General features: G+C 35.5%; 23 protein-coding genes. 15 read left to right on the forward strand and 8 right to left on the reverse strand.

What is annotated here, in order from left to right:
* Positions 1-52 precede the first annotated feature (52 nt).
* The gene (locus ACK1U5_RS24760) at positions 53-1066 is read right to left on the reverse strand and encodes an LPXTG cell wall anchor domain-containing protein (protein WP_274416308.1); all 1014 of its coding nucleotides are present in this window, start codon (positions 1064-1066) and stop codon (positions 53-55) included.
* A 201-nt stretch (positions 1067-1267) separates the two neighbouring features.
* Between ACK1U5_RS24760 and ACK1U5_RS24765 the strand changes: the two genes are divergently transcribed.
* From ACK1U5_RS24765 to ACK1U5_RS24795, 7 genes are all read left to right on the forward strand, one after another.
* A complete protein-coding gene (locus ACK1U5_RS24765; RefSeq protein ID WP_000666107.1) occupies positions 1268-2146 on the forward strand; it encodes an ROK family protein in 879 nt (292 codons plus the stop codon).
* A 128-nt stretch (positions 2147-2274) separates the two neighbouring features.
* The gene (locus tag ACK1U5_RS24770) at positions 2275-2871 is read left to right on the forward strand and encodes a TerD family protein (protein WP_001121578.1); all 597 of its coding nucleotides are present in this window, start codon (positions 2275-2277) and stop codon (positions 2869-2871) included.
* 24 nt (positions 2872-2895) lie between these two features.
* Positions 2896-3480 (forward strand): TerD family protein, encoded by a 585-nt coding sequence (locus tag ACK1U5_RS24775; protein WP_000146720.1) that lies wholly within the window; start codon positions 2896-2898, stop codon positions 3478-3480.
* Positions 3481-3565: 85 nt separating this feature from the next.
* Positions 3566-4144 (forward strand): TerD family protein, encoded by a 579-nt coding sequence (locus ACK1U5_RS24780; RefSeq protein WP_001007532.1) that lies wholly within the window; start codon positions 3566-3568, stop codon positions 4142-4144.
* Between the two features lie 72 nt (positions 4145-4216).
* Positions 4217-5008, forward strand: coding sequence for a TerC family protein (locus tag ACK1U5_RS24785; RefSeq protein ID WP_000025688.1), 792 nt, complete (start codon positions 4217-4219; stop codon positions 5006-5008).
* Positions 5009-5117: 109 nt separating this feature from the next.
* Positions 5118-6749 carry a YceG family protein gene (locus ACK1U5_RS24790; RefSeq protein WP_000492864.1) on the forward strand — a complete coding sequence of 544 codons (1632 nt, stop codon included), beginning with the start codon at positions 5118-5120 and terminating at the stop codon, positions 6747-6749.
* Between the two features lie 18 nt (positions 6750-6767).
* Positions 6768-7850 (forward strand): toxic anion resistance protein, encoded by a 1083-nt coding sequence (locus ACK1U5_RS24795; RefSeq protein WP_001064409.1) that lies wholly within the window; start codon positions 6768-6770, stop codon positions 7848-7850.
* A 188-nt stretch (positions 7851-8038) separates the two neighbouring features.
* Here ACK1U5_RS24795 and ACK1U5_RS24800 read toward each other — a convergent pair whose 3' ends face one another.
* Positions 8039-10705, reverse strand: a complete 2667-nt coding sequence (locus tag ACK1U5_RS24800) for a cation-translocating P-type ATPase (RefSeq protein ID WP_113710816.1) — start codon at positions 10703-10705, stop codon at positions 8039-8041.
* A gap of 191 nt (positions 10706-10896) precedes the next feature.
* A complete protein-coding gene (locus ACK1U5_RS24805; RefSeq protein ID WP_000366199.1) occupies positions 10897-11121 on the reverse strand; it encodes a DUF1128 domain-containing protein in 225 nt (74 codons plus the stop codon).
* 186 nt (positions 11122-11307) lie between these two features.
* Here ACK1U5_RS24805 and ACK1U5_RS24810 point away from each other — a divergent pair, with 186 nt between their 5' ends.
* Genes ACK1U5_RS24810 through ACK1U5_RS24820 form a run of 3 tightly spaced genes read left to right on the forward strand, consistent with a single transcriptional unit; the run spans position 11308 to position 13214 of the window.
* Complete coding sequence (locus tag ACK1U5_RS24810) at positions 11308-11772, forward strand: low molecular weight protein-tyrosine-phosphatase (protein WP_000250916.1); 465 nt, start codon at positions 11308-11310, stop codon at positions 11770-11772.
* 53 nt (positions 11773-11825) lie between these two features.
* Positions 11826-12341 (forward strand): DUF4075 domain-containing protein, encoded by a 516-nt coding sequence (locus ACK1U5_RS24815; protein ID WP_001085388.1) that lies wholly within the window; start codon positions 11826-11828, stop codon positions 12339-12341.
* A gap of 6 nt (positions 12342-12347) precedes the next feature.
* Complete coding sequence (locus ACK1U5_RS24820; RefSeq protein WP_001226536.1) at positions 12348-13214, forward strand: YihY/virulence factor BrkB family protein; 867 nt, start codon at positions 12348-12350, stop codon at positions 13212-13214.
* A 187-nt stretch (positions 13215-13401) separates the two neighbouring features.
* On the opposite strand, the gene ACK1U5_RS24825 is transcribed toward ACK1U5_RS24820, so the two are convergent.
* Positions 13402-15327, reverse strand: a complete 1926-nt coding sequence (locus ACK1U5_RS24825; protein WP_001083773.1) for a heavy metal translocating P-type ATPase — start codon at positions 15325-15327, stop codon at positions 13402-13404.
* Between the two features lie 271 nt (positions 15328-15598).
* Here ACK1U5_RS24825 and ACK1U5_RS24830 point away from each other — a divergent pair, with 271 nt between their 5' ends.
* The 3 genes from ACK1U5_RS24830 (at position 15599) to lepB (ending at position 18062) form a co-directional block, all read left to right on the forward strand.
* Positions 15599-16549, forward strand: a complete 951-nt coding sequence (locus ACK1U5_RS24830; RefSeq protein ID WP_000845729.1) for a DMT family transporter — start codon at positions 15599-15601, stop codon at positions 16547-16549.
* A gap of 119 nt (positions 16550-16668) precedes the next feature.
* Positions 16669-17349 (forward strand): lysoplasmalogenase, encoded by a 681-nt coding sequence (locus ACK1U5_RS24835; protein ID WP_001051073.1) that lies wholly within the window; start codon positions 16669-16671, stop codon positions 17347-17349.
* 176 nt (positions 17350-17525) lie between these two features.
* Positions 17526-18062, forward strand: a complete 537-nt coding sequence (lepB, locus tag ACK1U5_RS24840) for a signal peptidase I (RefSeq protein WP_000983307.1) — start codon at positions 17526-17528, stop codon at positions 18060-18062.
* A gap of 38 nt (positions 18063-18100) precedes the next feature.
* Here lepB and ACK1U5_RS24845 read toward each other — a convergent pair whose 3' ends face one another.
* Positions 18101-20863 (reverse strand): tetratricopeptide repeat protein, encoded by a 2763-nt coding sequence (locus ACK1U5_RS24845; RefSeq protein WP_087876074.1) that lies wholly within the window; start codon positions 20861-20863, stop codon positions 18101-18103.
* Between the two features lie 487 nt (positions 20864-21350).
* On the opposite strand from ACK1U5_RS24845, the gene ACK1U5_RS24850 reads away from it, so the two are divergent.
* Entirely contained in the window at positions 21351-21944 is a 594-nt protein-coding gene (locus ACK1U5_RS24850) for a DedA family protein (RefSeq protein WP_000434878.1), read from the forward strand.
* A gap of 11 nt (positions 21945-21955) precedes the next feature.
* On the opposite strand, the gene ACK1U5_RS24855 is transcribed toward ACK1U5_RS24850, so the two are convergent.
* The 3 genes from ACK1U5_RS24855 to ACK1U5_RS24865 all read right to left on the reverse strand — a co-directional run bounded on the left by ACK1U5_RS24855 (position 21956) and on the right by ACK1U5_RS24865 (position 23312).
* The gene (locus ACK1U5_RS24855; protein WP_000100296.1) at positions 21956-22384 is read right to left on the reverse strand and encodes an EamA family transporter; all 429 of its coding nucleotides are present in this window, start codon (positions 22382-22384) and stop codon (positions 21956-21958) included.
* 209 nt (positions 22385-22593) lie between these two features.
* The gene (locus tag ACK1U5_RS24860) at positions 22594-22740 is read right to left on the reverse strand and encodes a BH0509 family protein (protein ID WP_000817786.1); all 147 of its coding nucleotides are present in this window, start codon (positions 22738-22740) and stop codon (positions 22594-22596) included.
* A 155-nt stretch (positions 22741-22895) separates the two neighbouring features.
* The gene (locus tag ACK1U5_RS24865; RefSeq protein ID WP_000550220.1) at positions 22896-23312 is read right to left on the reverse strand and encodes a pyridoxamine 5'-phosphate oxidase family protein; all 417 of its coding nucleotides are present in this window, start codon (positions 23310-23312) and stop codon (positions 22896-22898) included.
* Positions 23313-23491: 179 nt separating this feature from the next.
* On the opposite strand from ACK1U5_RS24865, the gene cax reads away from it, so the two are divergent.
* A complete protein-coding gene (cax, locus tag ACK1U5_RS24870) occupies positions 23492-24547 on the forward strand; it encodes a calcium/proton exchanger (protein WP_000482133.1) in 1056 nt (351 codons plus the stop codon).
* Positions 24548-24606: the final 59 nt, after the last annotated feature.

The raw sequence follows: 24606 nt of genomic DNA on the forward strand, positions 1-24606 counted from the left end.
TTTTAGTTTTATAAAGTATTTCATGTATTCTTTAGATGGAAGTATGTTGCTCTTATTTTACGTTTTTACGACGAATAAACAGTAACATACCAATTAGGAATGTTGAAAGACCCATTAAAATAGATATAGGGTAATGCGTTGCGGTATTCGGTAATTTATCACCTTGTTTTTTCGTATTATCTTTTACATTACCCCCTTGAGAACCGTTGCCCTCCTGAGAATTGCTATCGCCTTTAACACGATTGCCACCTTGAGAGCCATTACCGCCGTGTGAGCCACTGCCACCAGAACCATCGCCACCAGAACGGTTACCACCAGAACGGTTACCACCAGAACCGTTACCGCCAGAACCGCTGCCACCAGAGCCGTTGCTACCAGAACGGTTACCACCAGAACCGTTACCGCCAGAACCGCTGCCACCAGAGCCGTTGCTACCAGAGCCAGAGCCACCAGAACCGTTATCGCCGGAACCACTGCCACCAGAGTCATTGCCACCAGAACCACTGCCACCGGAACCATTACCGCCGGAACCGTTGGCGCCAGAGCCGCCAGAGCCGCCAGAACCACTGCCGCTAGAACCGTTGCCACCAGAACCGTTACCGCCAGAACCACTGCCACCAGAGTCATTGCCACCAGAACCGTTACCGCCAGAACCACTGCCACCGGAACCATTACCGCCGGAACCGTTGCCGCCATCGCCACCAGAACCACTGCCGCTAGAACCGTTGCCACCAGAACCGTTATCGCCGGAACCATTGCCGCCAGAGCCACTGCCATCAGAACCGTTACCGCCGGAACCATTGCCGCCAGAGCCATCGCCACCAGAACCGTTTTCACCAGAACCGTTTTCACCAGAGCCGCTGCCACCGGAACCACTATCGTCCTGAGAACCGTTATTTCCTGGAGGTTTATTATTATCCTTTGAGTTTCCTTCTGCAAAATGATCGCTATTTTGTACAATAGCGTTTGTTAATGGTTGGAAGTTTTCAGTTGCAGCATTACCGATATTTAAACCGCTAAAAAAAGATAGAGAGAGTGTTGATGCTAAAATGAAGATTTTCGTCATGGTTTTCCTCCTAAGAAATGAATGTTCCATCTAAAATACATCCCTTTGTAATATTTCTTAGGAAAAAGAGTTTTATGCAAAAAAAACTATATATAGAAAAAGGTGGTATATTTGTCAAAGCAGAAAAGAGTTAATGTAGATTTCCTACAAATAATAGAGGTGGAGAATTTACATTCATAACGGTAGAGGAAGTGGCAGTAGATGAAAGAGTATATAGCGTTTGATATTGGCGGTACGCAAATTAAGTATGGCATTATTTCAGAAGCAGGGAGAGTATTAAAGCGTAAAACAGTTGCAACAGAAATTCACTTAGGCGGAGAACAAATTATTCAAAAACTCATTCTTTTATCAAAAAAATTAATGAATGAACATACTATTGCCGGAATTGGTATTAGCACTGCGGGAATTGTTGATATTAATAAGGGAATTGTGACGGGAGGCGCGGATCATATTCCAGGATATAGTACTATTCCTATTATTGATAGATTGCAAGAGATATTAAAAGTTCCAGTATCGATTGACAATGATGTGAATTGTGCAGCGTTTGGAGAAAAGTGGAATGGTAGTGTAAGAGAGAAAGAGAACTTTATTATGCTCACCATTGGAACAGGAGTTGGGGGAGCAATTTTTATAGATGGAGAATTGTACCGAGGACATTCATTTAGTGCTGGTGAATGGGGGAATATGCTAATAGAAGGAAAAACATTTGAAGAGGTTGCTTCGATTTCAGGATTAATTCGGCTTGTAAGAAAATATAAAGGCAAAGGCGAGTGGAATGGGAGAACAATTTTTGAGTTGTATGATAAAGGAGATAGAGAAGTTGCTCAAGCAGTTGGGATTTTCTTTAAACATTTGGCAATCGGAATTAGTAATCTTGCTTATATTTTTAATCCAGAAACAATTATTATTGGGGGAGGAATTACCGATAGAGGAAATGAGTTTTTAAAAGAAGTAAAAGAAGAGGTCAGTAAATACTTAAATCAAGAGATTTATAATAATTGTGAGATTGAACTTGCACAAAACGGTAATTGTGCAGGAATGATTGGTGCTATTTACCACTTATTACATCATCATAAGTAAATTATATGAATGTTTTCATATAACTGAGAATTTATCCTTTTTATCAATAGGTAAATAATGCTACAATATAAGAGAAGAATACAATATTTTCCGATATGGAAAATGCTTTGTAGAAAGGGAGAAACTTCATGCCTATTATTTTAGAAAAAGGTCAAAAGATCGATTTAACGAAAGGACAACCAAAAGTAGCAAAACTACAGGTTGGCTTAGGCTGGGATCCAATTGGGCAATCAGGTGGATTTCTGTCTTCATTATTTGGAAGTAAACCAAATATAGATTGTGATGCATCTGTTGTTATGTTAGAAGGAGATCGTTTTTTAAACAAAAATGATTTAGTTTACTTCGGAAACAAACTTTCTACTTGTGGTAGTATTATTCATTCAGGAGATAATTTAACAGGTGAAGGCGAAGGTGACGATGAAACAATCTTTGTAGAATTACATAAAGTCCCAAGTCGTATTAACCGTTTAGTATTCGTTGTAAATATTTATGACTGTGTAAACAGACGTCAAGACTTTGGTATGATTCGTAACGCTTATATTCGTATTCAAAATCCTCATACAGGTGAGGAATTAGCACGTTATAATTTATCAGAAAACTATGCTAGTAAAACAACTTTAATTGCAGGAGAAATGTATCGCTACGAAAATGAGTGGAAGTTTTCAGCAGTTGGAGAAGGCACGCAAGATAAAAACTTAAGTGAGATTGTATCACGTTATCAATAGGATAAACTAAGGAGGAATTTTTAAATGGCATCTATTTCTTTAAAAAAGGGACAAAAGGTAGATTTAACAAAAACAAATCCAGGTTTATCAAAGGTACTTGTAGGGCTTGGCTGGGATACAAATCGTTATGATGGACAAGCTGATTTCGATTTAGATGTTAGTATCTTTTTAGTAGGTGCGAACGGTAAAGTTTCAGGAGCAGAAGATTTCGTTTTCTATAATAATCCCAAAGGTGCGAATGGTGCTGTAGAGCATTTAGGAGATAACCGAACTGGTGAAGGCGAAGGCGATGATGAAGCGATTAAAATCGATTTAAAAAATGTTCCTGCTCACATCGAACGTATTTGTTTCACAATTACAATTTATGATGGAGAAGGCCGCAGCCAAAACTTTGGTCAAGTTTCTAACTCATTCGTACGTATTCTCGATGAAGAAAAGAATGCAGAGTTAATTCGTTACGATTTAGGAGAAGATTTCTCTATTGAAACAGCGGTAGTAGTAGGTGAATTATACCGCCATGCAGGTGATTGGAAGTTCAATGCAATCGGAAGTGGATTCCAAGGTGGGTTAGCGTCTCTATGCAATAACTTTGGTTTAGATGTAGAGTAATAGATTCAATTTATATATCCATTGGTGAAATGCATGTTTACTGATGGGTATATTTTTAAAGATAAAAATATAGAGGTGAATATAAATGGCTATTCAGTTACAAAAAGGACAGAAGATTGATTTAGGTAAGACGAGTCCTGGTTTAACAAAAGCAGTAATTGGTCTTGGATGGGATATTAAATCTTATGATGGCGGAGACGATTTCGATTTAGATGCATCTGCTTTTTTATTAGATGCGAACGGGAAATGTACGAAGGAAACTGATTTTATCTTCTATAATAATTTAAAGTCTCCTTGTGGATCAGTTTTACATACTGGCGATAACAGAACAGGTGAAGGCGAAGGCGACGATGAGCAACTTGTTGTAGATTTGAAAAAGGTTCCAGCAGACGTTCATAAAATTGCTATTACAGTTACAATTTATGATGCGGAAGGCCGTAATCAAAACTTTGGACAAGTAGGAAACGCATTCGTTCGTTTAGCGAATGAAGAGACGAACGAAGAAGTTCTTCGTTTTGATTTAGGGGAAGACTTCTCTATCGAAACAGCAGTTGTCTTTTGTGAATTATACCGTCATAATGGACAGTGGAAGTTTAATGCAGTAGGAAGTGGATTCCAAGGTGGTTTAGGTGCGCTTGTAAGAGCGTATGGCTTGGATGCATAGAAAGGAAACGATATTCGTTTCCTTTTTTTGACCTTTCTATAAATCTAGCAAAGAATAGGGGATAAAGGTAAGATGAGTATTTTGCAAGGAATCCTTGATACGTATGCTCAGTTTTTCGACTTGGACATGTGGATTAAAGTGTTGCAAGATCCAGTATCTTGGGGATTAATTGGTACACTTGTTGTACTTGAAGGGTTGTTATCTGCTGATAACGCACTTGTGTTAGCGGTAATGGTAAAACACCTTCCTGAAGAGAAACGTAAAAAAGCATTATTCTATGGACTTATTGGAGCTTATATATTCCGCTTTATTGCAATTGGAATCGGAATGTTCTTGATTAAATTATGGTGGGTAAAACTTCTTGGTGCACTTTACCTTGCTTGGTTATCAGTAAAATACTTTATTGATAAGCGTAAAGGTGCAGGTGAAGAAGAGGAAGCTCATGGTATGAACCAAAACAGTATTTTCTTCAGAATGTTCGGTGTCTTCTGGGGAACAGTTGCCATGGTCGAATTAATGGATATCGCATTCTCTGTAGATAGTGTACTTGCTGCATTTGGTGTATCTAATGAAGTTTGGATTTTATTATTAGGCGGAATGCTAGGTATTTTAATGATGCGTGGTATTGCCGGTGTATTCTTGAAATTATTAGAGCGTATTCCAGAGCTTGAAACGACAGCATACATTTTAATCTTAATTATTGCATCGAAAATGTTACTGTCTTTAATCGAGATTGAGATTAGTCATACACTATTCTTTATTATTTTAGTTGTAGCATTTGGAGCAACATTTATAATTCACTACATGAAGAATTCTGGACAAGCTAAAGAAGAAGTTGCAGCTACTAAAGAAGATAATAAATAATTGAAATGGGTTTGCTCGTTTTGCGAGCGCCCATTTTTTATAACAAAAAATAGTTTATAATAGAAGAAGGACTTAGAAAAAACGTAACTGTTTTTGGAGGTGAACTGTTGTGTTTTCACGTTTTACACTTCAACCATATGCATTAAAAGATGAATCAGATTTAAAGCAATTTGAAACGCTTTTAGAAAAACGTCCACAATATGAACTGACAGAGAATGAGATGAAATTTAGTTATATAGCATGTCGAATCCTTGGCGTTCCTAATGATGTAGATGAATATTTTAATGAACTGTTTGATTATAGTGAAGCGAAAGGAATCGAAGTTTTACACGAACAAAATTTAAACAAAGTGATTGATTCGGAAAAGCTTCGTCATATTCAAGAAGTGTTCGGATTACATCAAGAAGCACCAAATGGTCTGACAGTAAATAGGTTAGTTGCACACTTATCTGGGAAACAACTTTTACCGAAAGTAGACAATCCTGATTTACAGCATTACATACATACGACGTTTATTTCACTATTGAAATTATATGAGAAACAACATAATCAGTCGTTAAAGACAGAAGGCTTCCGTCGTTTCTTAATCGACATAATTAAACTAAGCGAAAATTATGTAGCGAAGTGGTTTTCTACGATTAATTATAAGAAACAGATGCCGCGTATCGTTTGGTATGGTGATGCACAGGAAAGCCGTATATATTTCTTATACTTTCTTATTATGCTCGGTTGTGATGTGCTTTATTATCACCCAGAAGGAAAAGATGGATTTGAGAATGTTGATGAAGAGGGAAGGACCTTTATTGTGTCTCATCCAGGCCGTATTTCTCTTGAACCATTTCCAGATCGCCGCCGCGAGCGTGTGGCAACAGTAGCGTATCAAGCTTCAAAAGAAATTGAGCAAGTACTTCACCACGATAATTCACTGCTGTACAAGCCGTGGCAATTCCGTTCCTATACGCCTGTAGCTCGTACACTAAAAACAACATATGATGAGCTCTTTTTAATTACGAAAGAAAAGGCGTTTGTACGCCCGACATTCTTTGTTGAAAATAAACATATTTATATCCCTTCTTTATTTGCGAAAATATCAGGCGTTTCAAAGAATGATAAAGAGTATTTTCAACGATTAAAGGCTGTTACATCATTTGATAACAGTATACTAGTTAATACATTCCCATTTACGAAAGAGCAAAAAGCAAACTTCCAATATCATTATCGAGATGCATTAGACCGAGCTGGGAAATTACATCCGGATCTAATTATGAATAGCCATTGGTGGCCGCATAAGCGTTTACCGGAAGGTTTACAACATGGGATTGCAGAAGCGATTATCCATACGTGTGAAAGTGAAATGTGCAAACCAATTGCGAAAGAGACAAAACAAGATGTAGCGCTATATGTTTTCGCGCAACTTTCTCAAATACCACCGAATATTTTAGAACAGCTTGAGAAATTTGATTATTCACAAGATGTGCCGAAAATTGTTATATTTAATAATGAGAAGAGTGGAGAGTTAACTCGTTCTGATGCTGTTTTATTACTATTTTTAAATCAAATTGGAGTAGATGTATTCCATTTCAATCCAACGGGAAGAAACGATATTGAACCGTATATTGAAGCGGGGGCATTTGATTCCCATTGGCTTGAAGAGGTTAATTTCGATCTTGAGTTTCATGGTTCATCAGCCTATAAAAATTTATCACAAACAATAAAAGGACTATTTCGTCCATTTTTATAAGGAAAGGGAGAATACCATATGAATAACCCAGTCGTACTAGATCCGAAAACAGAATTAAATGAGCAAACAGCACAAGATGTTCGCTTGCAACTTAGACAAGATGCGGATGTACAACGTATTTATAATGCGGTAGATATTAAAGATCAATTAGAATTAATTGAACTTGGAAAAGAACCTTCTATGGAAATTTCACGTTTTGCTGATCAAATTTTACATACAATGTCATTATCAAAGATAGAAGATTCTGGTGAATTATTAAAACAGCTTGGTAAAATTATGGACAGATTTGATAGCAAAGACTTTGCGGAAGAGAAAAGTGGTTTCTTCTCACGTATGTTCAAAAAAGCGGATAAAATGATTGAACAAATCTTTAGCAAGTATCAAACGATGGGCCGTGAAATTGATAAAGTGTATGTGGAAATTACGAAGTACCAAGATGAGATGAAAAAATCAATTGGTACGTTAGATGGCTTGTATGAGCAAAACTTAAAATATTATTTAGACTTAGAGAAGTACGTAGTAGCAGGAGAAATGTTATTAGAGCGTTTAAATACAGAGTTAGTTCCGATGTATGAAGAGCGTGTGCGTAATAATGATCAATTAGCAGGTATTGAATTAGAGTCGCTTAAAAACTCGGTTGAAATTTTAGAGCAACGTATTGATGATTTAGAAAAAGCGCGTATGGTTGCGCTACTTACAGCACCACAAATTCGTATGATTCAACGTGGTAATAATAAATTAATTGGTAAAATTAATACAGCATTTATTACAACGATTCCTATCTTTAAAAATGGTATCATTCAAGCGGTAAATGCGAAGCGTCAAAAGCTTGTTGCAGATTCTATGGCTGAACTGGATCGCCGTACAAATGAATTACTTAAGAAAAATGCACAGAATATCGCAACGCAAAGTGTAGAAGTAGCGAGATTATCAGGTTCTTCTAGTATTAAGATGGAAACACTTGAGGAAACTTGGAACATTATTTCAAGAGGTATGCAAGAAACACAACAAATTGAAGAACAAAACAAACGTGAGCGTGAAGAAAGCCGCAAACGTATGGCTACATTAACAGAGAATATCAAAAAAGAATTACAAGGATAAAGTGAAACTTTAATCAGTGGGGTTTTGTTCATCCCCACCGATTATTAGCCTTCACCAATTGGACATTTATGGGCAGTTAATCTACCACCTAACTTCTTTGCTCAAACTGAATTTTGAGGTGGGAGTTTTACTGCACGGAAAATAGTAGGGTAAATGAAAAGGCAATGAGGACTATTCCTCATTGCCTTTTAGTTTCTCTTCACTAATTTAATAATCTCATTCACAATAAGTGGAATGATACTTAATAAGAGAACAAATCCCCAATCTCGCATCGTTAATGCATGTACACCGAATATATTTGCAAGGGGCGGGATGGAAATGATACAAACTTGCATAAGAACACCGATAAGAAGGGAGAAGACTAAATATTTATTTGTAAAGATCCCAATGGAAAAAATTGATTTCGTTCTTGAACGCAAGTTAAATGAATGAACGAGCTGAGAAAAACTAAGAACGACAAATGCCATCGTTTGAGCGTGTAATAGAGCATCCTCATCAATTTGCTCTGGGAAAAGAGGGAATAAATGTGTATCTCCAGTATAGAACTTTGCTCCGGCGATAAAGGCTATTAGCGTCAAAAGCCCAATGACAATCCCATTGAAAATAAGGAAAGGAACGCTACCACTAAATAAGCTTTCTTTCGCATGTCGTGGTTTTTCCTTCATCACATCAGGATCTTCAGGATCAACCCCAAGTGATAATGCAGGCAGGGTATCTGTAATTAAATTTACCCACAAAATGTGAATAGGTCGTAGTGGTGTTGCCCAGCCGAGTAAAATGGCTAAAAATAAAGTGATAATTTCTCCGAAGTTACAAGAGAGTAGGAAGAGAATTGATTTTTTTATGTTACGATAAATATTTCTACCTTCTTCAACGGCTTTCACAATAGATGAGAAATTATCATCTGTTAACACGACATCTGCTGCCCCTTTTGCAACGTCTGTTCCTGTAATGCCCATCGCTACGCCAACATCAGCTTGCTTTAAAGATGGTGCATCATTGACACCATCACCAGTCATAGAAACGATATTTCCTTTCGCGCGTAATGCCTTTACAATTTTCACTTTATGCTCTGGAGAGACTCTAGCGAATACATTTAAATGATTAATTTTGCTAGCTAGTTCTGTATCAGAAATGTTATCTAATTCAGTTCCAATCATAATTTCCGATATTTCTTCAGCAATGCCAAGTTCTTTGGCAATTGCAAAGGCGGTATCTTTATGGTCACCGGTAATCATAACTGTGCGAATACCGGCTTTTTTACATTCTTTAATTGAATCTTTCACTTCAGTTCGTGGTGGATCAATCATACCGACAAGACCAATAAAGATAAGATTTTCTTCAAGATGATTTATATCCATATCGTTTGAATTGTATTGTTTAAATGCGAATGAAAGTACTCTTAAAGCTTCTTGAGACATTGCTCCGGCAGCTTCTAATATTTGATTTTTATCAGAATCAGTTAAAATCTCGATTTTGCCGTTTTTAAAAATATGGGTACATCGAGGTAAGAGCTTATCGATAGCGCCTTTCGTCATGCTATAGTAGCTTTCATCGTATGTATGCACGGTTGACATCATTTTACGATCTGAATCGAAAGGTACTTCGTTAACACGTTCATGTATTTTTTCTAAATAATCTTTTTGCATGTTAAAAGTGGTTCCAGCAACGAGAAGTGCAATTTCAGTCGGGTCTCCCGTTTGTGATTCGTTATTATAAGACGCATCATTACATAGCACCATATTTTCTAACAATAGACGTTGCGCATCATTATTTACATTTAAACTTTCTAAGCGATCGTATGTGTTATCACTATAAAAGTGAGTAACGGTCATTTTATTTTGCGTTAACGTACCTGTTTTATCTGAACAAATAATTGTGACAGAACCGAGGGCTTCAACAGCTGGTAGTTTGCGAATGATAACGTTTTGTTTAATCATACGTTGCACACCAATTGCAAGAACGATGGAAACGATAGCTGGCAAGCCTTCTGGAATAGCTGCAACGGCTAAACTAATAGCAGTCATAAACATTTCTAACGTATCCCGGCCTTGTAAAAAACCGATGAGGAACATAATGATACAAATAGCTACAGCGACAAAGCCTAAATATTTTCCGACTTGTGCTAAGCTTTTTTGAAGTGGTGTCATATCATCGTCTGCTTCATGTAAAAGGGTAGCAATCTTACCAATTTGTGAGTTCATTCCAGTTTCAACAGCAACACCGACGCCTCTTCCGTATGTTACAAGAGTAGACATAAAGGCCATGTTTTTTTGATCGCCGAGTGGTACTTGTTCATCACTTTGCATGGAAGGGTGGTAGATTGCATCTTTATCAACAGGGACAGATTCACCAGTTAGAGCAGATTCTTCAACTTTTAAATTTGCGGTTTCAATAAGGCGTAAATCGCATGGGATATATCGTCCGGCGTCGAGCGTAACGATATCACCTGGAACGACGTGCTCAGATGGAATTTCTTTTAGTTCACCATGTCTCTTGACGATGGCTTTAGGTGTTGCCATCTTTTTTAGTGCCTCTAAAGCTTGTTCTGCTTTAGATTCTTGGACAACACCGATAACAGCATTTAAAACTACAACAAGCGCGATAATACTGGCATCCGCCCATTCACCTACAAAGGCAGAAATAAGGGCAGCAATAATAAGGACATATACGAGGACGTCATTAATTTGGGCGAAAATACGCTGCCATAAAGTGCGTTTTTGTTTTGTAGCTAATTCATTAGAACCGTATTGCTTTAAACGTTCACTTACAATTTCATCTGTTAAACCGTGTTGTTCGTTTGTTTCTAGGTCAATTAATGTTTGATCTTTCGTCTTACTGTACCAATTGCTCATAAGTAAGCACCTCCAGTAAAAACAGTTAGCAATGGTAGTGTTGCTATTATTTGTGAGTAGTATGTATGGAGAAAAATCTAAGGTGAGGTTCTACTTCTATTGTACAATATTTTACAGTTGGTTGAGGGAAAGAGAAGAGTTGTCATGAATTTGTTGGAAATAAAAAAGAGCCTCATATAAGAGAGGCTTTTTTACTTTTTAATTAATGTACCTAATTCTTCTGTAATAGCTTGCATTTCACTAATGCTGAATGTTTCACGTTTCATAACATGATTATAAATGTCACGTAAATCTTCGTACATTTCTTCGTTAAAACTAGCAGCTCTCATCGCTCCAGCATTAACCATACGTAATTTTTCTTTAATAGCTTCGACCATATATTCAACGTTTTCTTCTGACTTTACGGATAAATCCACCGAAGTGTCCCCCTTTAAAATAACATAAGGCTATCTTAACATTTTTTATCATTTTCGTTAATGAATCTTTTCAATCCCATTAAATTAGTAGGGATTTCCTTTATATTTAATAATTGGTTGTTTATACTATAAGTATATATAAAGAAATGCACCAAGAAATGCACCAAGAAGGGAAGAAACAAAAGTATGGTTCAAGTATTGTTTGTTTGTCTTGGGAACATTTGCCGTTCTCCGATGGCAGAAGCGATTTTTCGAAATCTTGTCGTAAAAGAGGGACTTGAAGAGAAAATTGTCATTGATTCTGCAGGAACTGGAGATTGGCATGTTGGCCATCCGCCACATAAAGGAACACAAAAAATTTTAAAAGAAAATGCAGTCACTTTTGAAGGAATTAAAGCAAGGCAAGTAGAAAAAGAAGACTTAACAAAGTTTGATTATATTATTGCCATGGACAACAAGAATATAGCAGATTTAAAAAGTTTAGGTAAAACTGGAGGCTATATTGGTAGGCTGTCCGACTTTGTTCCAGACGGTGGCTGGACAGACGTTCCTGACCCTTACTATACAGGGAATTTCCAAGAAGTATATGACCTTGTAACAGAAGGGTGTGCAAAGCTATTAGCTTTCATTCGAAATGAACAAGGAATATGAGGAAGCTTAGAAAGAAATACTTTCTAACATAAGAAATGAAAGGGTGAAGGAATATGGCAAAGAAAAATAATATTGCTCGAAACATTGCGATTGGTGTAGCGGCAGGTGTAGCTGTATCCATGTTAAAGAAAGAAAACCGTGAAAAAGTAAAAAATACAGCAGAAAAAGCAAAAACAAAGATGATTGAAATTGGTGAAAATGCAAAGATCAAAGAAAAAGTGCAAACTGTTACAGATAAAGGACGCGAACTTGCTGATTTCAATGTGGTAAAAGCGAAAGTAGCAGAAATTAAAAAATTAACGCCATCTGTTGTAGAGACGTTAAAAGAAACGAAAGAAATTTTTAGTAAGAAAAAAGTTGAGCCAGAAGAAAAGCCAGAAACGATTGAAATTCAAGCTGTATCTCCAAAGGTAGATGAGCTGAAAGCAGAAGAAGAGCCAGTAGTTGCTGAAGATGGTGGTATGAAAGAAGCGCGTGAATTATTTATGAAAGACTCAAATGCAGTGGAAAAAAAAACTGAAGCGTACATTGAGTTAAAGCAAGATAAAGAAGAGAAGAAAAGCGTTTAAACATATATGAGAAAAATTTTAGAAAAGGTGAGAAGAAATCGTACTTATTCGTTTGGTAAAGATTTATATGACCGGACGATGCGCGATGATGTAGCGGGCTTGGCAGCACAGCTCGCTTATTTCTTCTTGCTTGCAATTTTTCCTGGGCTCGTTTTCTTAATTACGCTTCTTGGATTTATTCCCATTCAAACAGAGGATGTGCTTAGTTTATTAGAGGTTTATGTACCAGATGATGCAATGAACTTAATTGAGGTAAATGTAGATAAAGTTGTAAACCAGCAAAATGGTGGTTTATTATCATTTGGTTTATTATCCATGTTATGGTTTGCCTCAAATGGTGTTAATGCGGTTATGAATGCTTTTAACCGCGCTTATGACGTGAAGGAAACACGTTCTTTTATTACAACAAGAGCGTTATCAATTGTGTTTACATTAGCTATTATTTTTATGATTGTCTTTGCGTTAATTGTTCCGGTATTCGGACAAGTTATTGGAGCAGCAGTGTTTAAAGCACTCGGTTTATCAGATAGTTTTTCTTTCGTGTGGAGCATTACACGATTAGTAGCGAGTTTCTTCGTGCTATTTGCTTTGTTTAGTTTCTTATATACATTTGCCCCAGATCGAAAGTTAAAAAGAAGAGAAGTTATTTCAGGGGCGTTATTTGCTACTGTAGGATGGATTGTAGTATCGTACTCATTTGCTTATTATGTAGATAAGTTTGCGAATTACGCCAATACATATGGTGGTCTCGGTGGTATCATTATTTTAATGTTATGGTTTTACTTAACTGGATGGGTAATTTTACTTGGCGGTGAAATTAATGGTTTACTCCACCATTATAGAACCGGTGACAATAATTCCCGTAATGAATAATGAGCTCTTGTTCCATAATAAAAAGGAACAGGGGGGATATTTCATGAGTAATAATAAAAAGAACCATAATAATAAAAGTAATAATAAACAAAAGAGCAGTTCGCATCCAAAGCATAAAACGAGTAGCAGTGCGAACGGTCATAATAGCTATCATTAAAAAAAACGGGTCCTCTATGAGGGACCCGTTTTATTTGCTGCCTTTTAATAATCGTAAGCCATTCAAAATGACAAGAATCGTACTTCCTTCATGGCCAATAACACCGAATGGAAGAGCTAAAAATTGCAAGAAGTTTGAACAAATTAGCATGGCAATAACGGCTAGCGAAAAGATTACGTTTTGCTTCACAATACGGTTCATTCGTTTTGATAAACGAATTGCTTGGGAAAGACGAGATAGTTCGTTCTTCATCAGTACAACATCCGCAGTTTCTAAAGCTACATCGGTTCCTTCTCCCATTGCGACACCAATGCTAGCAGTAGCTAGTGCAGGTGCATCATTTATACCGTCTCCGACCATTGCTACTGTACCGTATTTTTCTTTTAACTTTTTAATCGTTTCAACTTTTGTTTCTGGTAAACATGATGCGTAATATTCCTTTATATTACTTTCAGAGGCAATTGCTTTTGCCGTTTCTTCATTATCTCCAGTAATCATAATTGCTTCGACACCAATGCTTTGTAATTCACGAATAGCAGCTATTGTTTCTTGGCGAAGCGTATCTTTTAAAGCGATAAGTCCAAGAATGCCTCCCTCATCACTAATATAAACGACAGTTTTACCTTCCTTTTCAAGTGAGGCAGAAATACCATTATGAAATGTTTTTGTTTCTTCACCGATAAAATCAGCTTTACCTATTTTATAAGCGTTGTTTTCGAATATTCCTTTTAGCCCAAAACCAGTTACATCTTCAACCTTTTCAGGTTTTTTTAATGTAATGTCGTACGCATGTTGTGCATATTTAACAATAGATGCAGCCAAAGGATGTGTAGAGTGACTTTCAATGGATGCTGTAATAGAAAGTACTTCTTTTTCTGTCATATTTTCTCGAACATATACATCTGTTACGGTAGGTTTTCCTTCTGTTAATGTTCCTGTTTTATCAAAGGCGATTGCTTTTACTGAAGCGAGGCGTTCTAAATGTATGCCACCTTTAAAGAGAATTCCATTTCTTGCTCCGTTAGAAATTGCAGATAACGTTGCTGGTGTAATGGCAGCAACGAGTGCACAAGGAGATGCGACTACAAGTAAGATCATAGCGCGATAAAACGTTTCATTCCAGCTCCAGTCAAGTAAGAAATGAGGAACGAACATCATAAGCGCAACAACGAGTAGTACACCTTTTACGTATGTTCCTTCAAACTTTTCGATGAATAGTTGTGATGGTGATTTTTCACTTTGTGCACTTTGGACGAGACGGATAATTTTTTGGAATAATGTTTGATCGCTTGGCTTCGTAATTTTAACTTCGATAGCACCACGTAAATTTACAGTACCTGCAAATACTTCATCGCCATGTCTTTTCTCATTTGGAATAGGTTCTCCCGTGATTGCTGCTTCATCAATATTTGTTTCACCGTTATGAATCGTACCGTCAGCGGGAACACGTTCACCTGGTTTAATTAAAATAATGTCGTTAATTTGTAACTCTCCAACAGGAACACGTTCCTCCGTTCCGTTGGAAATGCGTAATGCTTCTTCGGGTTGTAAGTCAAGAAGAGCGGAAATTTCTTTTTGGCTCTTACTTAATGTATAAGATTCCATAGCACCGCTGAGCGCAAAGATAAAGATTAAGATAGCCCCTTCTGCCCAGTAGCCAATAATTGCAGCACCAATAGCTGCAAAGAGCATTAGCATTTCAACATTTAGCTCTTTTTCTTCAATCGTATCTTCAATGCCTTCTTTCGCTTTTGCATATCCACCAACTATATAAGCAAGGATATAGCAAGTAATACCTACATTCATTACATCGTTCTTTGTGAATAACCAGCCAACTAAAATAAAAATACCAGATGCTACTGCAAATACAAGTTCATAATGTTTTTTTAATGTGTCCCATAAAGAGGGATGAGAAATTGTTTCTTTTGACTGTAACGTTTTTACTTCTGAGTTCATTACTACCCGCTCCTTCCGCATTCTTATTGAGAAAAATAATCAAAATCGAAACCCCTATAAAACGACGAAAGCTGCCATCCATAATGGATAGCAGCATTTCTGTTGAATCTGTTTTTAATAGTTCTTATATTGTAATTATTCTATAGTATATCATATGTTTTTATGAGATGGTACGGTTTTGTTTCAAGTATAAACGGAAAACTTGTGTTTTCGCAACTCCTCTGGTATATATGAATATTGTTCATAAAAAGATCGGAAAGGAAGACAACAAGTGAAGACAGAGAAAATTTTTACCCATCCGATTGGCGTATTTATTGCTGCAATAGTAGCAACTTTTTTATGGGGAAGCGCATTTCCTTTTATTAAATTAAGTTATGTTGAACTTGGAATTCAACCACAAGAAGTTGGAGAGCAAATATTATTTGCCGGTTATCGTTTCTTTTTATCTGGAGTCATGCTCTTATTATTCTTTAAAGTGTTAGGAAAAGATATGAGCTTCAAAAAAGGAACAGGGAAACAGTTAATACAAATTGGTTTATTCCAAACGTTTCTTCAATATATCTGTTTTTACATTGGAATGAGTTATAGTTCAGGAATTGAAGGAGCTATCATTTCAGGAACATCATCATTCTTTCAAATTTTACTCGCCCATTTTTTATATAAAGATGATGCTCTCAATATGCGAAAATTAATTGGGGTATCTATTGGTTTTTGTGGCGTCATTTTAGTAAATGTGCCGAGTGATGGTAGCTTATCATTTCATTTTGGGATCGGAAGCTTATTACTTCTTAGTGCAGCAATGCTGTATTCATATGGAAACATATTAGCAAAAGAAGGTAGTAAAACATTAGATATTGGTTATATGACAGCATACCAAATGATTTTTGGTTCTACAGGATTATTATGTATAGGGGCTTTACAAGTTGGAGTCATGCCATTTACATTTAGTCTACATGCACTACTTATGCTAATTTATTTATCTTTCTTATCTGCAGCTGGTTTTTGCATTTGGAATACAATTATGAAGTATAACAAGGTTGGAAAAGTATCTATGTATATGTTCTTTATACCCGTATTTGGTGTGTTATTATCGAGCATGATTTTAGGTGAAGCAATTCATTCATTTGTGCTACTCGGTTTAGCATGTGTAGCCGCGGGAATCATTGTGGTAAATAGGACACCAGCTAAGCAAAAAATGGAGCAAGAAAAACAAGTAGCATAGAGAGCAGAAAAGCGATTACAATGGAAGAACAGTACTGTTCTTCTTTTTTATAGAAAAAGGATAATAGACTAAGTGTAACGAAAAAAGATACAAAAAGCATTTATTGAGGAGAAAATATTATGAATCTACTTTACGTGGTGTTAATTGGGCAAATATTTCTTTTTTTTATTGGTGCAATTTATGCAATGGGGCAGACAAAAAGAACGAAAGATAATATGCCGTTACCTTTAGCAATTCGTCTTATTCTTAGTTTTTCTTTAACAGGTAGTGCAATTTGCATATGGTTACAAGATCCATCTGTAGAGTATAGTACGTGGGTTGCACTTGGTATGACTTTATCAACTGTGGGAGATTTGTTTATGGCTGGGCTGATTCCAATTGGTCATCGATTAATTGGAGGGATGGTTACTTTCGCTGTTGCTCATTGTTTTTATGTAAAAGCATTTTTGCAAACAGGAATTTCATGGAATGGTTTTTGGATTGGCTTACTCGTATATGGGCTCTTTCTAATTGTAGGATGGTTCTTCTTTATCCGAAATGATAAACAGGATAAGTTGTTTACGATAGGAGCTCTAATTTACGGATTGTGGGTTGGAGGAATGGCTTGCTTTGCATTCGCCTTATATTATGAAAATACAGGGATATGGTGGATACCAGCGTTTGGTGGCTTACTGTTTGTAATTTCTGATTTCATTATTGGCGTGACAGATATCGGAGGGCGTAAATTGAAGTATGAGCCACTTTGGATTTGGTTTACATATGTAGCTGCTCAAATGTGTATTATATATGTGGGATTATAAAAAGATACTCTCAAAATAGTGGATAGACTATTTTGAGAGTATCTTTTTTGCTTGTTAATTTGATTAGTATTTTTATTTTGAAATTTCAAATATTATAATTTTATAATTCAGAATTTTGTAGAAAATAATCGGTCGTATTATTTATAATAAAAGTAAAAAGATGATGAGTTGGTGAAATGATGCAAAAGAAAAAACGTTGGCGTGAATTCTTTGGAACTATTGCAATTGCATGTTTATTGGTGTTTTTGGCGAAAATTTTTGTGTTTTTTCCGACGACTGTAAAAGGAGCATCTATGAGGCCAACGTTGCAAGATGGAGATAAGGTGATTGTTAATAAGTTAGCAAAACAATTTGAAAGCTATGGGAGAGAAGATATTATTGTTGTGAAAACAGATAATTTTTATGTCAAAAGAGTGATTGGATTGCCTGGAGATATAATTGAGATGAGAAATGATCAATTATATGTAAATTCTGAAGTGAAAGATGAAGAGTATTTGGATAGTAATAAAAAACAAGCAGAAAAAAAACTTATGAATTTAACAGAGGACTTTGGACCGATTACAGTTCCTGAAAATAAGATTTTTGTTATGGGAGATAATCGCTTAATAAGTAAAGATAGTAGAAATGGTTTAGGTTTTATTGATAGAGAAGATGTGTTAGGAAAGTTAGCAGGCATTTATTATCCGTTTGAACATATGAAAATAATAAAGTAAAAAAAACCAAGCAAATTTTAGTTTGCTTGGTTTTTTTGTTAAACAATAGGAGATTCGTTTGATACAAAGATATCTTCATGTTTCTTTGTAGTACTTAAAACAAATTTATGTTGTAGTAATTGTAGTTTAAATAACGCCAAAGGATCATGATATGTTTCTGGATTGCTTCTTAGCGTCGCTAATGTTTGCTCGTCTTCCTGTATCTCAAGTTGAGCTGCATCTACATTTTGTTTCAATATATTAAGTGGATCTTTGAAGAACATCATGATATCACGTTCTAATGCACCTTCAAATACTTCAAATTGAAGGAAAAATTGTTTGGAAATTGTGTGAGCAATTTCTGTATAGTCTTCTGTTTCAATATATTGTTTATATTTGTTGGCGAGCATAGATTGGTTTTTTTGCATATTACCAAATAATTTTCCGGCACTTTTTAAGAAAAACTGTGTCGGTGTAAAGCGTAATAAAATATTGATGTTCGTTACTGTAATTCGATTTGTCATTCGTGCAACATCTCGATTCCAATCATCTAATAATTTGAAATCGCAAGGAAGTTTCATACGTTCTTCTTTATATAATTTATTAAACGTTTCACTCATTTCATCTAAATAAGCTTGAGCTTGAATAAATTCATTATGTGCTGTTTCAATCCATTCTTGAATAGACCCAGTAAATTTAGGAAGAAGTACCTGTTGTACATGCTTTTGAACACGTTCATTCATTGCAGCATTTAATTCTTCATGAACTAGTTTGAAATCACTATCTTCTTGAACAAGATCAGAGCAACTCTGTAATAATTCAGGAATTTGAGAATGTATATCTCGTGTAATTTCTTCTTTCGTTAAAAGATAGGATTCGGTAATAGAGCGAATTTTATCTTTTTCAAGAGCAGTAAGGTTATTAATAAATCCAGTAAGTTTCACTGAGATGTGTTTATTCCAGCGTACGGATTTTACTAATGTATTTTCTAATTCCACACGTTCATTTATGAGATAAGCAATTGTCTTTTGTGTAAACCATGTTAGCTTTTCTATACGTTCTTTTTCTATATCGCGTTTAGCAAGATTAGAGAGAATAGATTCTGTTACATCTCCAAGTTGCTGGCTACTCTCTTGCGAAGGAGAGTATGGGAAGAATTGTGCATCTGGAAAATGTACTTTCAGTTTACTAATTAGTTTTTCATTAGTAGTCGTATTATTTGTGTGTAATACGAAGTGAATTTGTAAGTTTGGTACTTGTTCACGTAAATAAATTAATGTATCAATTTCTTTACTATGCAATGGTGAAGAAGAATTTAATACGTAAACAAGACTATCTGCTGCTTGTAAGTATTCAAAGTATACATTGTTTTTATCCAATTGCTCTTGAATGGATGGTGTAAGAAGAAATGTAAACTTATTTTTTCTTAAAAACCTACTTGGTAGCTTAATTTCTATACATTTTTTCTCAAGTTCTGACTGAGCAGATGTAGCCGTTATTTGATGGAATTCATCAAGGTTAGGGATATTTCGTATATCTAACTCGGTAAATTCTGTTATTTCAGTTTGACTAGCGTCTTTAAATAGAATAGGAGTTGTTAAAGTTTCAGTTAAGATGTTCTCTCCCAATATTGAATTAACAAATGATGTTTTATCATGGTCACTAGTTCCAGCTATTAGTAGTGGTGTGACATTTAAATCACATAGTTCATGGACTAGTAGCGTAAATTGATGACTTAAATCTACATCATTTTTCTCAGCCCATACAGCGATTGTTTCGAATAAATGAGAAACTGTTTCCATATTTACATCTGCTTCAGCTGATGTATTAGAAAGTAAGGATCCAGCACTTTTTACGAGTAATGATTCTAAAGTTGTAGGTGAGACTTCATTCCATGCTAACACTGCTGCAGAGACAACTAGAGAATCTTTTGCTTTCGTTAAACTAAACCAATTTGTTAATAAATTTGGTACAAGTCCGTTTAATTCATGCATAAAATGATTTCCGGTAATTAATGCAAAGTATGTTTCTTGATAGCGAGTAGAAATTTCATTCCAATCGTCATTATTGTCTGTTTCAATATGCAAGAATAAATGATTAATACTTTGAATCCAAGGAAGGTATAAGGATTCATGTTGATAGCTATTCCAAAGAGCAATAACAAGCTCTTTAAATTGAGCTTGATCAACAGCATATAGAGCTTTTAAAGACTCATAGAAATATTCAGGCTTAATATTTTTTGTAAATCCTTTGTTTATGTAATTTATTAACGTATCAAACCAGTGTAAAGATTGTGTTCGAATACCTTCTTGAACAGCTAGTTCGATAGCGTTGTTCCAATCTTCTTGTTTTTCATAGAAAGAACGTGCAATTGCAGTAATATTTGGATAATCCGGTTGGAATGCAACAGCTTCACTAATCGTCTTAAAAGCGAGTCCTAAACGATCTTGTTCGATATAAAGAGAAAGAAGTTGTAAGGAAACCTCCATCGTAAGAGTTGTATCTTCCGTTTGAATAGATTGATAAATTTCTTCTGCCTTTGGTAAGAATCCTAGTTCAAAATAAGCATCTGCAATATTTTTTGTCGCCCAAAGTGCAAGAGCATTATTTACTTTTTCCCATTTAAATATAGCTGCTTCAAAATCTTTATTTTGATAATAAAATTCACCTTGAGCAAATCGAATATTAGAAATGTTGGAGAATTCATTTTTAGATTCATTTATATATGCTTCACCGAGTACTTCGGATGCAGGAGTAGAAGTTTCTTCTGTTAAAAATGTTTTATAGTAAACTTTTTGAATAAATTGATTTTCAATGGTCATGTTCGTTCCCCCCTGTATAATTTAGAAAAATGATGTCGTATGTAAAAGGGTGTATGTTCTTTTAATAGGTAGAAGTTGCATTATATAGACCAAACTATGTTTTTGCTAGATATATCATTTTTCTTGAGAGTTAAACCGTTGCGAAAAGTAACTTTCCTTTATTGTAACAAAAAAACACGCATATGAATTTTTATTTTTTATCGGGTTATTTGCGGGCAGTAAGAATCTAATCTCAAAATTGTTGAATGTAAGTAAGTTATGTGGGAGTCGGGATGTCTGTAGAAGCAAGATTGGCATAGGTTAATAATTAGTAGAGGATGAACAAAACTCCCACTGATTAAAGTTTCACTTTATCTTTGTTAAAGGAAAGAATAGAAGTAGAGTTCATTATAAAAACAATGTATAGTGAATATGTATACCATGTTTGCCTTAAAGATAGAAAGGGTACAATGTGGAATAACGATCGTGCATAGGATGTGTCTTCCGAATGGAACAACATATTGGCGAGTTAATCGCGCATTATGGCTATTTTGGAATTGTTATAGCTTTGGCTGGTGGGATTGTCGGATTACCGATACCAGACGAGTTTTTATTGACCTTTGTTGGTTATAATGTTTCAAAAGGAGTTATGTCAGGAACTGCTGCTTTTTTAAGTGGGATGGCTGGTGCGATGTTAGGGATCACGTTAAGCTACATATTAGGTTTAAAACTTGGGCTCCCTGTTTTAAAGAAATATGGGCCGAAAATTAGAATTAAAGAACATCACATTGAAAAAACACATATTTTATTTGAAAAATATGGGCCATTTCTTTTAATGATTGGTTATTTTATACCGGGAGTACGTCATTTAACGGCATATTTTGCTGGGGTATCAAATTTGACACTTTGGCGTTTTTGTTTGTACGCTTACGGTGGTGCGCTCATTTGGATAAGTGTTTTTATTGGGCTTGGCTGGAAGTTAGGCGAGAAGTGGCGCTTCGTTGAGTATAGTTTACATCATTATGGAATATGGATTTTATTAATTTCAGCAGTTGTTACATGTGTTGTATGGTTGTACATAAAGAAAAAGAAAAACCGCTAATAGCGGTTTTTTTAGCTGAAAGCAATAAATAATACACCAGCTGTAATAAAGACTACACCAACACCGGTCATAAAGTTTAACTTTTCACCGAGGATAATCATAGCGAGAATGATAGAAAATACGACGCTTAATTTATCGACAGGAGCTACTTGTGAAACCTTTCCTGTTTTGAGGGCAAGAAAATAAAATAGCCATGACGAAGCACCTGCAACCCCACTTAATGTGATAAATAGCAGTGCTTTTTTATTTAGCAGTACGTCGCCGATATTTTGAAATTTACCTTGTATGATAATAACGCCTATCATAAATAATGCCATAATAATAGATCGAATTGTTGTTGCAACGTTTGCATCGATGCCGTCTAAACCAAACTTTCCAAAAATAGATACAAGGGCAGCAGCAATTGCTGATAATAGTGCAAATAAGAGCCACGAACTCATAGTAAAATTCCTCCAATCTTACAGTATTATACATGAAAATGATTCTCATGTATAAAGTTGAAGCAATTGAGCTTTATAGAAAGCGCGACTTCAACTTAACTTCTTGCTCCACCTGAATTTTAAGGTGGGAGTTTTACTGCCTGTAAATAGTGGGCTAAATAACGAAATAATCCCCACCTTATATTTTTAATAAGGTGGGGATTATTATACTACTCTGCAATTTCCTCATATAAAAAGTACGTTACATTATAAATATGTTCTACTTCATCGTCTGTCATAAACAATAATTCGTCACGCTCAATCCCTTTTTTCTTTTCAATAAACTCAATCATATTTTTGCGTTCTTCTCTCTTCATCAATTTTATTTCTCCCCTCAATCTGTTTTAATACAGTTTATTTAAGTTACTGCTATTATATAACAGAATCTTTGGAAAGTTCCACCTATTTTATTATTTTTTTTAAAAGAACTTTTCGACAAAACAAGCCCACCTAAGGGGGGGCTTGTTTTATTTTATAGTCGTAAAAACTCAGGCTCCGTCGTACCCGCACCATCAATGTAATAAATTGTGTCGGGATTGATTTTGATCAATACGTAATTAGGGTCTTCAGGACCGAGTAACCAACGTTTTAAGCTATTATTCCAAAACTTGTTTTTTAATGTTGAGTCTTCCTCGATTGAAGCTAACCCTTCAACTTCAATATAATCTTCATCTAATTTTTTTCCTTCTCGTCCGAGTAGTACATGGACATTAGGATTTTGTTCAATATCTGTTATCTTTTTTGATTGTCGATCTGTTGCAACATATAGTACAAAATCTTCATGGAAAAACATCATAAAGGCGCTATGAGGTTTCTCATTTCGTACTGTAGATAATACACCAGTACGTTGACCTTGAATAATAGTTGCGATTTTTTCTTTTAAGTGCATAATTTTAACCCCTTTTCACAATTTATAATTCTGTCTGTTTAAACAAGATAATTTAAATATCTTTCATACTGTTTTCTTCAATCCGATTTTTTAAACGTAATTGTGATGAAATCGGACAAGTTAGGAGAAGAATAATAATAATATTGAGGAGAAATACATACGATGGAAGGATGAAAAGCATGTTTAATAAAATATTTCTTATAGTAGCGCTTATAGGTGTACCACTATCTGTACTTGGAAAAACACTTCATTGGCCAGAAACAATTATGTTCGCTGTGTATTGTATTACGATTATCGCATTAGCTGGTTTTATGGGGAGAGCAACAGAGAGTCTAGCAATTGTTTCTGGTCCTAGAATAGGCGGATTATTAAATGCTACTTTCGGTAATGCTGTTGAACTTATCATTTCAATTTTTGCACTTCAAGCAGGGTTAATTGAAGTGGTGTTAGCTTCTTTAACCGGTTCTGTACTTGGAAATTTATTATTGGTAGGAGGGTTATCTTTCTTTGTTGGAGGTCTTAAATACAAAAGACAAAGTTTTAATGTATATGATGCAAGGCATAATTCAGCTTTATTAATATTTGCTGTTGTTGTGGCCTTTGTTATTCCAGAGATCTTTTCAATGAAGATGGACGCTGGCAAGACGTATCAATTAAGTATAGGTGTTTCTATTATTATGATTATCATGTACCTTGCTGCATTACTATTTAAGTTAGTTACGCACCGTGGTGTATATCAACATAAAAGTGACGAAGTAGCGCATGAAGAAGAGCCAGAGTGGTCAAAAGGGAAGGCGCTCCTTATTTTAGCGATAGCAACACTGGCAGTAGCTTATGTGTCAGAGGCACTCGTACATACTTTTGAAACTGTTGCAAAGTCATTTGGTTGGTCAGAGTTATTTATAGGGGTTATTATCGTTGCAATTGTTGGGAATGCAGCGGAACATGCGTCTGCAATTATTATGGCTTATAAAAATAAAGTAAATATTGCAGTCGAAATTGCAATAGGCTCTACATTACAAATCGCCATGTTTGTTGCTCCTGTATTAGTATTGCTATCTATGTTCTTCGCGCAAAGGATGCCTTTAGTATTTACTATACCAGAACTTGTGTCTATGATTACAGCCGTTTTCTTAACGATTGCGATTTCCAATGATGGAGATACAAACTGGTTTGAAGGTGGCACTTTACTAGCGGCGTATGTCATTATGGGAATTGGTTTTTATTTATTATGAAAAATAGGCATAACAATTGCGCTCAGAGAAAACAATAAACGAAGTAGTATATATACCTA

This window comes from Bacillus sp. XB1 (assembly GCF_053557995.1).

Bases quoted from the DNA above. Each gene is read 5' to 3' on its own strand.
- ACK1U5_RS24760 (WP_274416308.1), bottom strand. From the start codon at position 1,066: ATGACGAAAATCTTCATTTTAGCATCAACACTCTCTCTATCTTTTTTT.
- ACK1U5_RS24765 (WP_000666107.1), top strand. From the start codon at position 1,268: ATGAAAGAGTATATAGCGTTTGATATTGGCGGTACGCAAATTAAGTAT.
- ACK1U5_RS24770 (WP_001121578.1), top strand. From the start codon at position 2,275: ATGCCTATTATTTTAGAAAAAGGTCAAAAGATCGATTTAACGAAAGGA.
- ACK1U5_RS24775 (WP_000146720.1), top strand. From the start codon at position 2,896: ATGGCATCTATTTCTTTAAAAAAGGGACAAAAGGTAGATTTAACAAAA.
- ACK1U5_RS24780 (WP_001007532.1), top strand. From the start codon at position 3,566: ATGGCTATTCAGTTACAAAAAGGACAGAAGATTGATTTAGGTAAGACG.
- ACK1U5_RS24785 (WP_000025688.1), top strand. From the start codon at position 4,217: ATGAGTATTTTGCAAGGAATCCTTGATACGTATGCTCAGTTTTTCGAC.
- ACK1U5_RS24795 (WP_001064409.1), top strand. From the start codon at position 6,768: ATGAATAACCCAGTCGTACTAGATCCGAAAACAGAATTAAATGAGCAA.
- ACK1U5_RS24800 (WP_113710816.1), bottom strand. From the start codon at position 10,705: ATGAGCAATTGGTACAGTAAGACGAAAGATCAAACATTAATTGACCTA.
- ACK1U5_RS24810 (WP_000250916.1), top strand. From the start codon at position 11,308: ATGGTTCAAGTATTGTTTGTTTGTCTTGGGAACATTTGCCGTTCTCCG.
- ACK1U5_RS24815 (WP_001085388.1), top strand. From the start codon at position 11,826: ATGGCAAAGAAAAATAATATTGCTCGAAACATTGCGATTGGTGTAGCG.
- ACK1U5_RS24820 (WP_001226536.1), top strand. From the start codon at position 12,348: ATGAGAAAAATTTTAGAAAAGGTGAGAAGAAATCGTACTTATTCGTTT.
- ACK1U5_RS24825 (WP_001083773.1), bottom strand. From the start codon at position 15,327: ATGAACTCAGAAGTAAAAACGTTACAGTCAAAAGAAACAATTTCTCAT.
- ACK1U5_RS24835 (WP_001051073.1), top strand. From the start codon at position 16,669: ATGAATCTACTTTACGTGGTGTTAATTGGGCAAATATTTCTTTTTTTT.
- lepB (WP_000983307.1), top strand. From the start codon at position 17,526: ATGATGCAAAAGAAAAAACGTTGGCGTGAATTCTTTGGAACTATTGCA.
- ACK1U5_RS24845 (WP_087876074.1), bottom strand. From the start codon at position 20,863: ATGACCATTGAAAATCAATTTATTCAAAAAGTTTACTATAAAACATTT.
- ACK1U5_RS24850 (WP_000434878.1), top strand. From the start codon at position 21,351: ATGGAACAACATATTGGCGAGTTAATCGCGCATTATGGCTATTTTGGA.
- ACK1U5_RS24855 (WP_000100296.1), bottom strand. From the start codon at position 22,384: ATGAGTTCGTGGCTCTTATTTGCACTATTATCAGCAATTGCTGCTGCC.
- ACK1U5_RS24860 (WP_000817786.1), bottom strand. From the start codon at position 22,740: ATGAAGAGAGAAGAACGCAAAAATATGATTGAGTTTATTGAAAAGAAA.
- ACK1U5_RS24865 (WP_000550220.1), bottom strand. From the start codon at position 23,312: ATGCACTTAAAAGAAAAAATCGCAACTATTATTCAAGGTCAACGTACT.
- cax (WP_000482133.1), top strand. From the start codon at position 23,492: ATGTTTAATAAAATATTTCTTATAGTAGCGCTTATAGGTGTACCACTA.